Genomic DNA, 14,343 nt, shown 5'->3' with positions numbered 1-14,343 from the left:
AAACTCGAAGTTGAATATGAAATAGAGTTGGTATTTATATGAAAGTAGTAACACCTTTATTATCAGATAAAGACAGTGAATTTAATGCTGTTATTATCAATAAAATAAACCACTACTTCCCCATTGAAAATTATAAGCAAGATATATCTATAATCAGTAACTTAGATGTCAGACTGGTATTTTTTATCTTGAATAGACCGGATAAACTTCAACTACTTACAATGGCATTATCTATTTGTGAGAACTTGAACAAGCGAATAGTCATTATTTGCTCGGACCAGTTACCTAATATCGTTCGAAATCATAAGAATATATTTTTCATTATCGAAACAAACAGTAATCATCTGACCAGTACATTCGAAGAACTTAAGCGTAAAACACAGCATATCTTCGAACCTCACTTCGATTTCGACAGAGACATAAATAACAACAATCAACTGCCTACCACATTGTTTACTTCTGAGGTTGTTAACTATGTGATGGATAACATAAACAAAGAAATCAGAGAAACGGAGATCGCCGAGAAGTGCCATTGTTCAACAACCTACTTTTCGAAAAAGTTTCATCTACACTTTGGGGTAAGCTTTAGAGACTTTGTTTGTGATAAAAGAGTTCTACTAGCTAAAAAATTGATTGAGGCGGATACCGAGTCAAAAATTGCTGTAATTGCCTATCAATGTGGATACAAGGATGTGTCGTATTTTTCGAGAATTTTTAAGAAAAGGACAGGTGTAACCCCAGCAAGTTACAGGCGTGCCTGCACAGATAACAGAAAACGCTAATTTTACTCCCTAAAAGAAAAAATCATGGTACATTTAACATGATTTTAACAAAAATAACCAAAAATAACTTAGCGAAAAACATGGAGTTAGACAATGATTCAGCCTAACGAGTTTAGCCAAGAACAAGCAACAGCTCTCCCTACACCCAATGACATGATTTTAAAATGGGCAGAAGAACGCCCAGATGAAGTCTATTTGAAACAGATTATTAACCGCCAATTTGTCGAATTTACTTATAAAGAAGTAGCCGACAAAGCACTGAAACTGGCGTCAGCACTAGAAGGACTCGGAGCCCAACCTGGCGATCGAGTCGCTCTCGTATCGAAAAACTGTGCAGAGTGGTTCATCTGCGATCTTGCCATGATGTTAGGAGATTTTGTCAGCGTCCCAATCTTTCCAACGGCGGGGGCAGATACCATTCAGTACTGTATTGAACACAGTGAAAGTAAAATTGTGATTGCGGGTAAGCTTGACGATCCTAAAGCCACTCAAAAAGTACTTGATGACAATCCGAGCTTAGTAAGTATTTCACTGCCATACGACAGCGCAGCGAAGTGCCAACACACTTTCGAACAGCTCATTGATACACATGAACCATCAACCAAACGCCCTCAGCATCACGACGATAAGCTGATGTCACTTGTTTATACATCGGGTACATCAGGGCTACCAAAAGGCGCAATGCTCACCTACGGCGCGTTTACTTGGTCTGTTCAAAGATTGATTGACCATATTGGAATCCAACCTGGCGATCGCCTGTTTTCTTACCTACCTCTTGCTCATATTACAGAACGCGTTTACATCTTTGGTTCTTCAGTTATGGGGGGCGTGGTTACGGCTTTCCCTGAATCTTTAGACACCTTTATTGATGATGTGAAAATGCATCGTCCTACTCTGTTCATTTCAGTTCCTCGCTTATGGACTCTGTTCCAGCAGCGAATCCAAGACAAGTTGCCACAGAAGAAACTGAATTTCTTATTGAAGATTCCGTTTATCAACAACATCATTAAGAAGAAGCTTGCTGATGGTTTAGGGTTAGACCAAGCTCGTGTTCTCGGCTGTGGTTCTGCACCTGTATCACCCGCTCTACTCGCATGGTATGAGAGTGTTGGCCTACACATTACCGAGGCATGGGGCATGACAGAGTCTTTCGCCTACAGCACGCTCAACTACCCATTCAGAGCCGATAAAATTGGTACGGTTGGTAATGCAGGTCCAGGGATCGAACTCAAAATAGCTGAAGATGAAGAGATTCTAGTTCGAGGCAAAGGCTTATTCTCTGGTTACTACAAGAATGATATTGCAACCCAAGAGTCTTTTAACTCGGATGGTTGGCTTCATACCGGTGATATCGGTGATATCGATAGTGAAGGTTACCTAACGATTCGTGGACGTAAGAAAGATACCTTTAAAACCGCTAAAGGTAAGTTTGTTGCCCCTGTACCAATCGAAAACAAACTGTTTGAGTACAGCCGCGTAGAAATGATGTGTTTGATAGGGCTTGGCCTACCAGGTCCAATCCTACTTGTGGTACCGCATGACTTCCCTAATTTCGATAGAGCTCGCTATGAGAAAACGACAAAGCGCGTTATCGAGAAAATGAACGAGCAGCTCGGTTCACACGAGAAGATCAAAGGTGTATTGATGATTAAGGAACCATGGAGCATTGAGAATGGCGTGTTAACCCCTACTCTCAAAATCAAGCGACATATCCTAGAGCAGAAATATCATGAAGTTGGTCATAACTGGCCGAAAGATAAATTGGTGGTTTGGGAAGAATAATCAAAATCGAGAGGGAGCCATTATGGCTCCTTTTTTGTAAGCTCACATTATAAGTACTTAGTATAATCCGCAGCATCACTACTCTCGCAATCTAAGCCGATATCATTTCTCATTCGATGACTTAACGATTCCGAACAGATAACTTGTCTCGATTTAGTCGCCTTCCTCACCTTAGTATTATCATTGATTTTAAGTGCCTGAGTAACAAACCGGCTTTGTTGCGTAATTAAATTTAGAGATAGAGCCAACCCGTTTCGCTTGTTTCTTAGTCAATACGACAAGTTTCAGGCATACCTAACCCAGTAAGCTTGTTCAACGCTTTTATCATCGCGTAAGTTTCACCCACCTGGGCATTGTAATTTCTTAAGCTCAGTTTCCCTCCTAGCAACTGTTTAACTCGATACATCGCTGTTTCTGAGAGTGAACGTTTGTGGTATCCATACCGCTCTTTCCAATACTTATTTGAGTCGTATAATTTCTGGCAACCCACGGCGAAATTTCGAGGGTGACCACGCTCCCAGAAGGCAGCCCCTTCTCTTGGGGGAATAAGCGCAATAGCTCCCTTAATCTTAATAGCAGCGTGACACGCTCTCGTGTCGTAAGCGCCATCACCAGACACCTCAAGGATACTTCGGCGTGTTTGTTTCAGTAAGTTCGGGAGTACTTCTCCATCTGTAACCGTCGATAAACTTAGCTCGGCGGCAATGATCTCATGAGTGTTGGTATCGACTGCAATATGCAGCTTTCGCCAGACTCTACGCTTGCCATCCGTCCCATGTTTTTTGACTTTCCATTCACCTTCGCCATAAACCTTAAGGCCAGTAGCATCAATGGCTAGGTGCTGTATCGCTCCTCTCGTTTTAGTCTTAAATGAAACCTCAACTTGCTTGGCTCTACGACTGATGCAGGTGTAATGCGGACAACTTAACGGTACATGGGCTAACCTAAATATCGAGTCGATAAATCCTTGCAGCGCTCTCAATGGCATAGAAAAAACTCGTTTGACCATGAGTGCTGTCGTGATAGCTAAATCACTGAACCGACGCGGCCTACCGCGCTTATTCTGTTTGCTTTGCGCCCATCCGCTTATTGCTTCTTCATCAATCCAAAAAGTCAGAGAACCACGGTTAATGAGTGATCGGTTGTATTGCTTCCAGTTGGTTGTTTTATAACGAGGCTTAGGCATAGGACTACGAGATAGAGTGGAGGTAGCTGATCAGATCGTAGGTTCTTGATTTAGTTCCATTGAATTACGCAACAAAGCCTAACAAACCTTCCGGCCCAACAGGTTATTGCTTTCATGTTCTCTCTCTTGTATTCCCTGTTTATTTATCGCTATTATGAAAACAACCTGTTCGATAATCGAACAACCATTATTAACAAGAACTATAAGCTGAGATTATGGACAATAGACTGCGTCACCTTTCAGGCCTCCGTTACTTTGAAGTTGCAGCACGCTTGAGCAATTACAGCAAAGCGGCTGAAGAGCTGTTCGTCACTCAAGCAGCCGTCAGCCAGAAGATTCGACAGTTAGAAGAACAGGTTGGATGTAAGCTCTTTATTCGTAAGGGGCGTGCAATGATTTTGACGCATGAAGGGCACACACTTTTTAGACATGTCTCTGATGGATTTCAAGAGGTTCTGCTGGGGTTAAACAAGATCCAATCAGAACCTATTCAAGGGCTGCTTGTTGTTAGAAGTCCCCCTTCTTTTGCTTCTCGTTGGTTACTGCCTAGGCTGTGGAAGTTCTCGGTAAAGCACCCAGAGATCCCAATTAAGATACTAACAGGGTGTGATACCCCAAATTTAAAACATGGCGAAATTGATGTGGCTATTCGACAAGGTGAAGATCTATGCGTTGAAGAAGGCTTGACTCTTGAGATGCTAATCAACGAACCGGTTTACCCTTTTTATTCCCCTGAACTCGCAAACTCTTTGAACTTCACATCACCTGAACAGCTCCTCAAATGTTGGCTGATTCAGTTTGATGGCGGTTGTTTCCCGTGGGAGGAATGGTTTAGGCAAGCAAACATATCGACTCAAAGCAGCACCATTCAGTGGATGGAAGTCGGTACTTTTGATATGGGGTTAACCACGGTCATGGCGGGACATGGGGTTTGCTTGGCAACAGACAGCTTGGCTGGTGACTTCATCGAACGCGGCTTGCTAGTGAAGCCCTTTGATATAGGCATGACACCTGGGGTTCAAGTCAACCTATGCTTTGACCCTAACTCCCCGAGAAAAGAGCGTATTACTGCGTTCACCAATTGGTTGCACGAAGAAGTAAACGAGCTATTGGAGAGTTAAATCTCATCTCCCACTTCTTTATATAAACCATAAACCTAACTCAACATAGTACGGTAACGTAAACCTCTCGACACCGACAAAACTATGTTGAGTTAAAGCAACATCGAGTTAAAAGCTACGTTGCCTTGAATCACTCCCAAAATGACTTCTTCAGTTCTTTCTCGACTTGTTCCGACGTAATCCCGATATCTCTCAGTAAATAATCGGGTAGCTCAGACAGCTGCCTTCTGGTTCTACGATTTTGAAAGTACAGGCCTAATTTAGAATAGAATTTCTTAATTGATAATGATGACAAAAATGAATGGTTGGCATTTGCTGTTGCTGTGATCGTATTCATAGCCTTTCTCCTGTTGATCTTTTGCTTTGTTATGGTCAATAATCGACCAACAGTGCAACATCGACAAACGATAGATACTGGCATTCAGTTAAGGAAAACTAATGTGAGAGAACGAACCCCACCATTTCAAGGGATCTATTACTTTTACACGGCGGCAGAAACAGGCAGTTTTAAACTCGCAGCAGAAAAGCTATTTGTCACGGCAGCGGCAGTCAGTCAACAAATTCGCCAACTTGAAGAGTGGTTAGGTGCAGATCTGTTTATTCGCCAACACCGAAAAATAGTATTGACCCATGAAGGCGAAGTACTGTACCAGCAAGCGAAGAAAGGCTTTGCCCATATTCAAGATGGGGTGAGACGCATCAATCAAGATCCTAACCCTACTCAGCTGTCGATCTCTACCGTGCCTTCCTTTGCTCAGCATTGGCTCGTACCAAGAATTGGCGACTTTCGTGATCGCCACCCTGATCTATCCATGTTAATTGAGCCGACCAACAAGCTAGTCACATTTGAAGATTCTAATGTCGATATCTGCGTTAGATATGGTCATGGAGATTACCCTAACATCGAATCACGCTGGTTGATGGACGAGGTCATTTACCCGGTTTGCCACCCTATCTACCAAGAGAAACACGGTATCTATGACATCGACGATCTGCATAAAGCGGAACTGATTGAAGACCGTTGGCCTGATATGGATTGGAATCTCTGGTTACAAGTCGCAGGGGTAAAAGCTGGCCGCACATCATTGCAATTTGATGGCTCTCATTTTGTGTTAGAAGGTGCACTATCCGTTCAAGGTGTCGCGCTTGTTAAGCACAGCTTGGTATACCGCTATTTACAAGAAAAGAAATTGGTGCGAATCGGAAACATCGCGCTGAAGCCTAAATACAATTACTTTTTGTGTGCGCCTCCGGGTTACTTTCGTAGAGAAAAGATAAAACGTTTCGAAGAATGGATGCAGGCTCAGGTTAAATTATTTGGTGATACAGGTAGAGAAGAGCTTTCGATTATCCACACCGATTACGAACTCAAATGGTCGGATAATTCATAAAGCGAAACTGGTATACTTAACTCAAATAAATGGCGAGAACATCTCATGACACAAGACAATAATCCACTTCACGGTATCACGCTACAGAAGCTACTGACTGAATTGGTTGAACATTACGGTTGGGAAGAGTTGAGTTACATGGTGAACATCAACTGCTTTAAAAAAGACCCGAGCATTAAATCGAGCTTAAAATTTTTGCGTAAAACAGATTGGGCACGTACCAAGGTAGAGCAGATTTACATCGACTTAAAGCGTTAGTCTCTCCCTACTTTATCTGTCCCGTGTTGATTAAATGCGGGACAACCCCTGTGTCTATTTTTTAGGGGCCATATCTATCTCGCATCTCGCATCTCGCATCTCGCATCTCGCATCTCGCATCTGATGTGACCCCATAAAAGTAGACACTTAATACAGAGCATTGAGTGTCATGAAAGTAAAATCACAAAGACAATATACAGACGAATTTAAACGAGAAGCTGTTCAGCGATCTCTCGATTCTTCTGATACCGTTAAGTCAGTAGCACTATCCTTAGGAATATCGCCGGTGCTACTTTCTAAATGGAGATGCCAAATGACATCGAAAAAGACTAACTCCCTCCCAATACCTAACCACGGCCCCGAAAAATCCTTTGCACAACTGGAGAAAGAGATCCGTCAATTGAAAAAGAAGCTTGAGATGGCAGAGCTGGAGAATGATTTCTTAAAGGAAGCGAAGGCTTTCTTCGACAGCCAAAAAGAATAAGGTTCGAGTATATCCTTAAGAAGGCCAGTGTGAAGCTTCCTGTCATACGACTATGCCAATGGTTGGGTGTTTCTAAAGCGGGTTATTACAAGTGGCTAACAAGGAAACCATCGAAGCGAGAGACAGACAATGAGTCTTTAAGTCACTACTTGAGGAGAGAAAGCAAAGCTCAGTATTGTATTCCAGGCTATCGAAAGCTTTGGGAAGCAGCGGTCGCTAACGGCTTTATTTGTAATAAAAAGCGAGTACAGAGGCTTCTGCAGAATATGGGCTATCGCTCTTGCGCGAGCAAGAAGCGATATGGACGAGCACCAAGACAAAATACGCTTATACCTGCCTATAACATTCTTGCCCGTCAATTTAAGGTGGATAAACCCGATCGAGTTTGGGTGTCAGATATAACTCAGGTGCGCTGTACTGATGGTTGGCAATACCTGTGCGTCGTCTTAGATTTGTTTTCACGCAAAGTGATTGGTTGGTCGACAAGTCGCATTAATAACGCAAAGTTAGTGCTAAGAAGCCTGAATAAGGCTTGGAAACAAAGGCAGCCCTTAGGTCACGAGCTTTTGTTTCACTCCGATCAAGGTATACAGTATCGAGCGTTGGAGACGATCCGTTGGCACCGTAAACGAAAGATTAAAGTCAGCATGTCGAGAAAAGGAAACTGTTGGGACAACGCTTGTTCCGAAAGCTTCTTTGCGCAATATAAGAAAGAGTGGATGAACAACTTAGATCAGCTTTCACGACAAGAAATGACGATGCAGAGTCGAATTTATATCGATACCTATTATAATCCAGTAAGAAGACATGGGACTCTAGGTGGAGTGAGTCCCATGGACTTTGAACTAATCAACTAAACCCCTGTGTCTACTTTTTAGGGGCCATATCACATCTCGCATCTCGCATCTCGCATCTCGCATCTCGCATCTCGCATCTCGCATCTCGCATCTCGCAGTATGTTACAAACAATAAAAAGCCCCGCAAGCTTTCACTTGCGGGGCTTTTTTAGCTAATTGAGAAAAGGGCTAATTACTTACCAGCTTCTTTTTCTGCTTTAACTTTTGCAATCACTTCGTCAGCAACGTTAGTTGGACATGGTGCGTATTGTGCGAATTCCATAGAGAATTGGCCACGACCAGAAGTGATAGTACGTAGGTGACCGATGTAGCCGAACATCTCAGAAAGAGGTACGTCAGCTTTAATACGAACACCAGTAACGCCAGCTTGTTGATCTTTGATCATGCCACGACGACGGTTAAGGTCACCGATAACATCACCAACGTGATCGTCTGGAGTGAACACGTCAACGTTCATGATAGGCTCAAGAAGTTGCGCGCCAGCTTTAGGCATAGATTGACGGAATGCGCCTTTCGCTGCGATTTCAAATGCGATTGCAGATGAATCGACTGCGTGGAAACCACCATCGAAAAGTTCAACTTCAACGTCTAGAGTTGGGAAGCCAGCTAGTACGCCGTTTTCCATCATAGATGCGAAGCCTTTCTCAACTGCAGGCCAGAATTCTTTAGGAACGTTACCGCCCACAACTACAGAGTTGAACTTGAAGCCAGAACCTGCTTCGCCTGGTTTGATACGGTAATCGATCTTACCGAATTGACCAGAACCACCAGATTGCTTCTTGTGCGTGTAGCTATCTTCAATTGCTTGAGTGATAGTTTCACGGTAAGCAACTTGAGGAGCACCTACAGTTAGGTCAACGCCGTATGTACGCTTAAGGATATCTACCTTGATGTCTAGGTGAAGTTCACCCATACCTTTCAGGATAGTTTCGCCAGTCTCTTCGTCAGTCTCAACTTGGAAAGATGGATCTTCTGCAACCATTTTACCGATCGCGATACCCATTTTCTCAGAACCGCCTTTATCTTTTGGAGATACAGCGATTGAGATTACTGGAGTTGGGAATACCATTGGCTCAAGCGTTACTTGGTGCTTAGGATCACATAGAGTGTGACCAGTTTGCACGTTCTTCATACCAACGATCGCAATGATGTCACCAGCTTGTGCGCTAGTTAGTTCGTTACGGTCATCAGCTTGCATCTCAACCATACGGCCAACACGTTCTGTTTTGCCAGTGAATGAGTTAAGAATCGTGTCACCTTTGTTCAGTTTACCAGAGTAAATACGAACGAAAGTTAGAGCACCAAAACGGTCATCCATGATTTTGAATGCAAGCGCTTTGAAAGTTTCATCTGTAGAAACGATAGCGTGTTCGCCAGTTTCTTCGCCGTTCTCGTCCATTAGAGGTTGAGGATCAACTTCAGTTGGAGAAGGTAGGTAATCTACAACAGCGTCAAGAACGATTTGTACGCCCTTGTTCTTGAATGCAGAACCACAGAAAGTTGGGAAGAACGCTAGGTCACGAGTACCTTTACGGATACAACGCTTGATATCTTCGATAGAAGGCTCTTCACCTTCCATGTAAGCTTCCATTAGGTCATCGTCTTGCTCTACAGCAGTTTCGATTAGCTCTTCACGGTATTGCTCTACGTCATCTACCATGTCCGCAGGAACATCTAGAATTTCGTAGTTTTCAGGAAGACCAGTGTCATCCCAAACGTATGCTTTACGGCTTAGAAGGTCTACAACACCCACGAATTCATCTTCGCGGCCGATTGGTAGAACCATAACTAGAGGAGTAGCACCTAGAACGTTTTTAACTTGGTCAACAACGTTGTAGAAATCTGCACCCATACGGTCTAGTTTGTTAACGAAGATCAGACGAGATACTTCTGATTCGTTAGCGTAGCGCCAGTTAGTTTCTGATTGAGGTTCAACACCACCAGAACCACAGAATACACCGATACCGCCATCAAGTACTTTAAGAGAACGGTATACTTCAACTGTGAAGTCAACGTGTCCAGGAGTATCGATAACGTTTAGACGGTGACCGTTCCAGAAACAGCTTACAGCTGCTGATTGGATAGTAATACCGCGCTCAGCTTCCTGTTCCATGAAGTCAGTAGTTGATTCGCCATCATGTACTTCACCAGTCTTGTGGATTTGACCAGTTAGCTTAAGGATACGCTCAGTGGTAGTTGTTTTACCCGCATCAACGTGCGCGAAAATACCAATGTTTCTGTATTTCGATAAATCTGCCATTGTCTTACTCTGTTAATAGGATATAAAATGCGCGCAGAGTATATCACAATCTGTGAAGACTGATAGCTTTGCATGCATTTGGGACTAAAAAACTTTGCCTTTTTCTAACATATAGAAAAAGGCAATCTGTAGAAACAATCTAAATGATTGTTTAGTTTAGTGCTAATCTAAAGCGCAATTGGCGTTTAAGTTAGACTGAATTTCTGCTGTATAGAGTAGCTGAAGTGAGCTCAATTACAACTCATCAAAAGCATTAATTGCTTCTGATAATTTTTTCACACCATGGATCTGCATTCCAGGAATACCTCCCTTAGGCATGTTAGCCGCCGGTACAATCGCTTTCTTGAAGCCGTGTTTAAATGCCTCATTAAGACGCTCTTGCCCACTTGGTACCGGTCGAATCTCACCCGCTAGGCCTACTTCTCCAAATACCACCACATCTTTTGGCAATGCGCGATCTCTGAAACTTGAAAGTAGAGCCATCACCAACGCAAGATCAGCACTGGTTTCGGTTACTTTAACACCACCGACGACATTCACAAACACATCTTGGTCAGCCATTTGTAAGCCGCCGTGTTTATGCAGCACAGCTAATAACAACGAAAGCCTGTTTTGCTCTAGGCCGACAGCGACACGACGCGGGTTAGCCAGCTGGGAATAATCCACCAGCGCTTGAATTTCAACAAGTAATGGACGAGTACCTTCCCAAACCACCATCACCGAACTGCCCGAGGTTTCTTCTTCGCCACGAGACAAGAAGATCGCCGATGGGTTGCTGACTTCTTTTAGTCCTTGGCCTGTCATGGCAAACACGCCAAGCTCATTGACCGCACCAAAACGGTTTTTGTGGCTGCGCAGTGTTCTAAAGCGGCTATCGGTTCCGCCATCCAATAGAACAGAACAGTCAATAATGTGCTCAAGTACTTTTGGCCCCGCTAAGGTGCCGTCTTTAGTTACGTGTCCAACTAAGAACACAGCAACGTTATTCTGTTTTGCGTAGCGCGTTAATGCAGTTGCCGATTCACGAACCTGAGCAACACTGCCCGGTGAAGATTGAACATCAGCAACGTGCATAACTTGGATGGAGTCGATAACCATGATCTTTGGCTGTTCTTTTTCGGCAACCTGACAGATCTTATCTACGTTGGTTTCAGAGAGCATCTTTAGGTGCTCTTTTGGTAATCCAAGTCGAGAGGCGCGCATTGCAACCTGCTGTAAGGATTCCTCACCTGTTACATAAAGAGTCGGCAGTTGAGAAGATAGCTGACACATGGTCTGCAATAGTAATGTTGATTTACCCGCGCCTGGGTTACCACCAATCAGGATCGCAGCACCAGGGACAACACCACCACCGAGTACGCGGTCGAGCTCTTTGAAGCCACTACTAAAGCGTGGCACTTCTTGTAGATTAATTTCAGATAATGTCTGAACGCTCGATTCTGTTACTGCACCTGCATAACCAGATAATCTTTCATTGCGCGCTACTTGAGGTGAAGCGGCTAACCTAACTTCTGTAATCGTGTTCCAAGCACCACATGCGTTGCACTGCCCCTGCCAACGTGGAAAGTCAGCACCACAGTCATTACACACATAAGCTCGTTTTGCCTTAGCCATAAAACCTCAATAATTTACTCAGTTACACAATGATGTTGTCAATTTGTGACTTATTTGACCGTACGGGTGAAAATAAACGTTGCAGTCATACCACTTATACTTAAAGATCGATTTAAACTAGTCGATAACATAAATGCACCGTCCATTCTAACAAGAAAAGTATGCAGCAATCTGAAATTCTATCTGTAGCAGAACGTCTTATCCCGGCCTACCACGCCGAAGATTTCGAATTCCTTCTTTCTCAAATGACAGAAGGCGAATCTCCGTCTCTAAAACTGCTGGTTAAAATGGAACTGAATCGTATCATGGCTCCGTGTACAAAGAGCATTGATTTACGTGGGCGCATTGATAATGAATGTCGTCAGTTCACGTTAGACGGCCGTAAGCACTGGCTCGATGACATCGCTTTAAACGCGTATCAACGTGGTACGAAAAAGTTTAAAGGTTACACAGAAGGCGCATGGGAGTTAGTAATGACTCCGCGAACTCAGCCTCTGAGCGTTGTTAAAACATCTTCTCAAGGTAACCACGACATTACTAGCGCCAATAGCCCGTATGAAGCGGAAGCTATTAACCTAGGTTACGACTTAAAGCGCCAAGAGAACAGACTCAAGATTAGCTCGCAGGTAGAGATCACCACATCGAAAGGTCAAAGCCTACATGGTGTAACGGTTGATATATCCCCGTCAGGTGCAAAGTTCAAGGTGCCGAGCGCCTTTCGATACAACCTCGGCGAGATCATCAGCGTTAAGTTCTCAGAGCTTATCGAAAAGTCCCAAGAAAACGATGTTAACCAAGCGGTTGAATTTCGTGTTTTGGGTATCGACGAATCTTATGAGAACAACGCGGTCAAATTTCTAAGAACCATCAAGGTAAGCGACAACAATATTGTGGCTCGCTTACTCGATGAGTCTTTAAATAGCACCAGTAAGAAAACCAGCCATGAAAATCAAGATAGGGTCATTCGAACTCGTACTCGAGGAATCGAACACACCTATTTAAAGCACACTTGTAACCTTCCCCTGTTTTTCAGCGGCAGCGAACTAAAGCTTGCCCTACTGACGGATAACAACCATCCGTTATGGCAATACTGGCACGACGAGCGAAATCAACAAGCGCTGGGCACCCTGTTCAACGAGCAACGTATGAACCTGCTGGCGAAACCAGGAGTGAAGGGAACCAGTAACGTTATCTATTCGTTTACCCATGAACACCAAAACAAGACCTTGTTCTATTCAATGATGCTGCCTGAAGCCTCTCGTGAACAAAGACAGCTGTTCTGGCACATCGGTGGCAAACGTAAAAGTTGGAAGGCGTTCAAGTTCTCGGTTTTCGAACTATCAGACACCGAACGACAAGCATTAGCTAAACACTCGGACACGCTGGCTCAAAGCTCAGCTCAACTGACGCATTGCGGAATCTTGCAAGAGATCGGCGATCACGAAAGTGCAGCTGATTATCTTCTGAGTGAAAAACCACGCATTCCAAGCAGTGAATTGAACCGCTTCCGTCACCCGCGTACTGTCGTCGGCAATATTCAAAGCATCTACTTTGACTCTCAGACTCGTCGTAAAGAGCCGAGATACCAATTTAAGTCACCGTTGCAACTCACATCACAAGATGGCGCAGCGGCGAACGGACACACCTTAGATATCTCGAAGCGTGGACTGAGCATTAGCCTTGAACACCCAATGGTACTCAAGATTAATGATCCGGTATTAGTGAACTTCAATGAACTGCAGCTCTATGACAAGAACCTGCCACTAAGCACCGTGCCTTACCACGTAATTCGAGTGAGTCCGAATGGCCGCAACGTGCAGTTGGTTATTGCCGAGAACGCCAAGACAATGCGTACTATCGCCTTCCTTAATGGGCTTATCGATCAAAACCAAAGTAAGCTGATTAAGAAGCAAGAGATACTGCCAACGCATTCACTACTCGAATCACTGCACAACATTTTGTTGAGCAAGATGGTCAGTAACCCAATATTCATTGATAAGCCAAGTTCAACGCTGCGCTGTAAGATCATTGGTGTGAATTTTCCACTGAATAAGCATCTAACGTTACTCGCTAAACTTGGTCACAACCAAAAGTTCTCACTGGAGCCAATCTTTAAGGGTCACACCAACTCGCTGTTGGCTGAACCACTGAAAAGAATTGAAGGTGCAGAACCGAAGCATCATGACGTGTACATTGCCGCAGTGAAGTTTGGCGACAAGATCCAATCGGTACACACCAAATTGGTTAAAGACTTCGCCTCAGCAAAAGAACGCATCTTATTCATTAAAAAAGCGCAGCACTTAGGTGACGTGTATGTATTGCGAGTCACCACGGCACCTATCTTTAATCCGCTAACGAGTTTATTCCAGTCTGATTTAGAAGAGCTTTCACGCATCAGTATGCATCAAGCTAAGAAACTAGAGAATGAAGTGACGGCGTTTATCGGTTATGGCGAGATAGAAGATATTACCGATGAAGTGCTGATTCGATTGGAGCTAACACGCTAACTTCGAGTGGCGCCTTAACTTAAGCATGAAAATAGAAAAAGCAGGCTGATAGCCTGCTTTTTTTGTGTCTGAGCCACTATTGCTAAATAAGATACATAGCT

General features: G+C 43.8%; 11 protein-coding genes. 7 read left to right on the top strand and 4 right to left on the bottom strand.

The window, feature by feature from the left end; translation table 11 throughout:
• Nucleotides 1-38: 38 nt before the first annotated feature.
• Together OCV20_RS03260 and OCV20_RS03255 are read left to right on the top strand one after the other, a co-directional pair.
• Nucleotides 39-782 carry a helix-turn-helix domain-containing protein gene (locus OCV20_RS03260; RefSeq protein WP_086775616.1) on the top strand — a complete coding sequence of 248 codons (744 nt, stop codon included), beginning with the start codon at nucleotides 39-41 and terminating at the stop codon, nucleotides 780-782.
• Nucleotides 783-875: 93 nt separating this feature from the next.
• Complete coding sequence (locus OCV20_RS03255) at nucleotides 876-2,564, top strand: AMP-binding protein (protein WP_086775617.1); 1,689 nt, start codon at nucleotides 876-878, stop codon at nucleotides 2,562-2,564.
• A 265-nt stretch (nucleotides 2,565-2,829) separates the two neighbouring features.
• On the opposite strand, the gene OCV20_RS03250 is transcribed toward OCV20_RS03255, so the two are convergent.
• Entirely contained in the window at nucleotides 2,830-3,750 is a 921-nt protein-coding gene (locus tag OCV20_RS03250; protein ID WP_086773621.1) for an IS5 family transposase, read from the bottom strand.
• 215 nt (nucleotides 3,751-3,965) lie between these two features.
• Here OCV20_RS03250 and OCV20_RS03245 point away from each other — a divergent pair, with 215 nt between their 5' ends.
• Complete coding sequence (locus tag OCV20_RS03245) at nucleotides 3,966-4,871, top strand: LysR substrate-binding domain-containing protein (RefSeq protein ID WP_086774897.1); 906 nt, start codon at nucleotides 3,966-3,968, stop codon at nucleotides 4,869-4,871.
• Nucleotides 4,872-5,001: 130 nt separating this feature from the next.
• Here OCV20_RS03245 and OCV20_RS03240 read toward each other — a convergent pair whose 3' ends face one another.
• The gene (locus OCV20_RS03240; protein WP_086774896.1) at nucleotides 5,002-5,208 is read right to left on the bottom strand and encodes a DUF1127 domain-containing protein; all 207 of its coding nucleotides are present in this window, start codon (nucleotides 5,206-5,208) and stop codon (nucleotides 5,002-5,004) included.
• Nucleotides 5,209-5,311: 103 nt separating this feature from the next.
• On the opposite strand from OCV20_RS03240, the gene OCV20_RS03235 reads away from it, so the two are divergent.
• The 3 genes from OCV20_RS03235 to OCV20_RS03225 all read left to right on the top strand — a co-directional run bounded on the left by OCV20_RS03235 (nucleotide 5,312) and on the right by OCV20_RS03225 (nucleotide 7,861).
• Nucleotides 5,312-6,262 (top strand): LysR substrate-binding domain-containing protein, encoded by a 951-nt coding sequence (locus OCV20_RS03235; RefSeq protein ID WP_086774895.1) that lies wholly within the window; start codon nucleotides 5,312-5,314, stop codon nucleotides 6,260-6,262.
• 45 nt (nucleotides 6,263-6,307) lie between these two features.
• Entirely contained in the window at nucleotides 6,308-6,520 is a 213-nt protein-coding gene (locus OCV20_RS03230; RefSeq protein WP_012604684.1) for a VF530 family protein, read from the top strand.
• A gap of 169 nt (nucleotides 6,521-6,689) precedes the next feature.
• Nucleotides 6,690-7,861 (top strand): IS3 family transposase gene (locus OCV20_RS03225; protein ID WP_108721736.1). Its coding sequence is split into 2 segments (ribosomal slippage): nucleotides 6,690-6,972 and nucleotides 6,972-7,861, totalling 1,173 coding nucleotides; the frame shifts between segments, so codons are not numbered across the junction.
• A 172-nt stretch (nucleotides 7,862-8,033) separates the two neighbouring features.
• On the opposite strand, the gene fusA is transcribed toward OCV20_RS03225, so the two are convergent.
• Nucleotides 8,034-10,121, bottom strand: a complete 2,088-nt coding sequence (fusA, locus tag OCV20_RS03220; protein WP_048612295.1) for an elongation factor G — start codon at nucleotides 10,119-10,121, stop codon at nucleotides 8,034-8,036.
• Nucleotides 10,122-10,355: 234 nt separating this feature from the next.
• Complete coding sequence (gene radA / locus OCV20_RS03215) at nucleotides 10,356-11,735, bottom strand: DNA repair protein RadA (RefSeq protein ID WP_017058826.1); 1,380 nt, start codon at nucleotides 11,733-11,735, stop codon at nucleotides 10,356-10,358.
• A gap of 161 nt (nucleotides 11,736-11,896) precedes the next feature.
• Here radA and OCV20_RS03210 point away from each other — a divergent pair, with 161 nt between their 5' ends.
• Nucleotides 11,897-14,242, top strand: coding sequence for a PilZ domain-containing protein (locus OCV20_RS03210; RefSeq protein ID WP_059020103.1), 2,346 nt, complete (start codon nucleotides 11,897-11,899; stop codon nucleotides 14,240-14,242).
• Nucleotides 14,243-14,343: the final 101 nt, after the last annotated feature.

It is taken from the genome of Vibrio coralliirubri, from assembly GCF_024347375.1.
GTDB lineage: Bacteria > Pseudomonadota > Gammaproteobacteria > Enterobacterales > Vibrionaceae > Vibrio > Vibrio coralliirubri.
The sequence above is the reverse complement of the archived record's forward strand: the minus strand, read 5'-3'. Positions and strand labels throughout refer to the sequence as shown.

What these genes read in the sequence shown, in the direction of transcription:
- OCV20_RS03260 (WP_086775616.1), top strand. Translation starts at nt 39, where the DNA reads ATGAAAGTAGTAACACCTTTATTATCAGATAAAGACAGTGAATTTAAT.
- OCV20_RS03255 (WP_086775617.1), top strand. Translation starts at nt 876, where the DNA reads ATGATTCAGCCTAACGAGTTTAGCCAAGAACAAGCAACAGCTCTCCCT.
- OCV20_RS03250 (WP_086773621.1), bottom strand. Translation starts at nt 3,750, where the DNA reads ATGCCTAAGCCTCGTTATAAAACAACCAACTGGAAGCAATACAACCGA.
- OCV20_RS03245 (WP_086774897.1), top strand. Translation starts at nt 3,966, where the DNA reads ATGGACAATAGACTGCGTCACCTTTCAGGCCTCCGTTACTTTGAAGTT.
- OCV20_RS03240 (WP_086774896.1), bottom strand. Translation starts at nt 5,208, where the DNA reads ATGAATACGATCACAGCAACAGCAAATGCCAACCATTCATTTTTGTCA.
- OCV20_RS03230 (WP_012604684.1), top strand. Translation starts at nt 6,308, where the DNA reads ATGACACAAGACAATAATCCACTTCACGGTATCACGCTACAGAAGCTA.
- fusA (WP_048612295.1), bottom strand. Translation starts at nt 10,121, where the DNA reads ATGGCAGATTTATCGAAATACAGAAACATTGGTATTTTCGCGCACGTT.
- radA (WP_017058826.1), bottom strand. Translation starts at nt 11,735, where the DNA reads ATGGCTAAGGCAAAACGAGCTTATGTGTGTAATGACTGTGGTGCTGAC.
- OCV20_RS03210 (WP_059020103.1), top strand. Translation starts at nt 11,897, where the DNA reads ATGCAGCAATCTGAAATTCTATCTGTAGCAGAACGTCTTATCCCGGCC.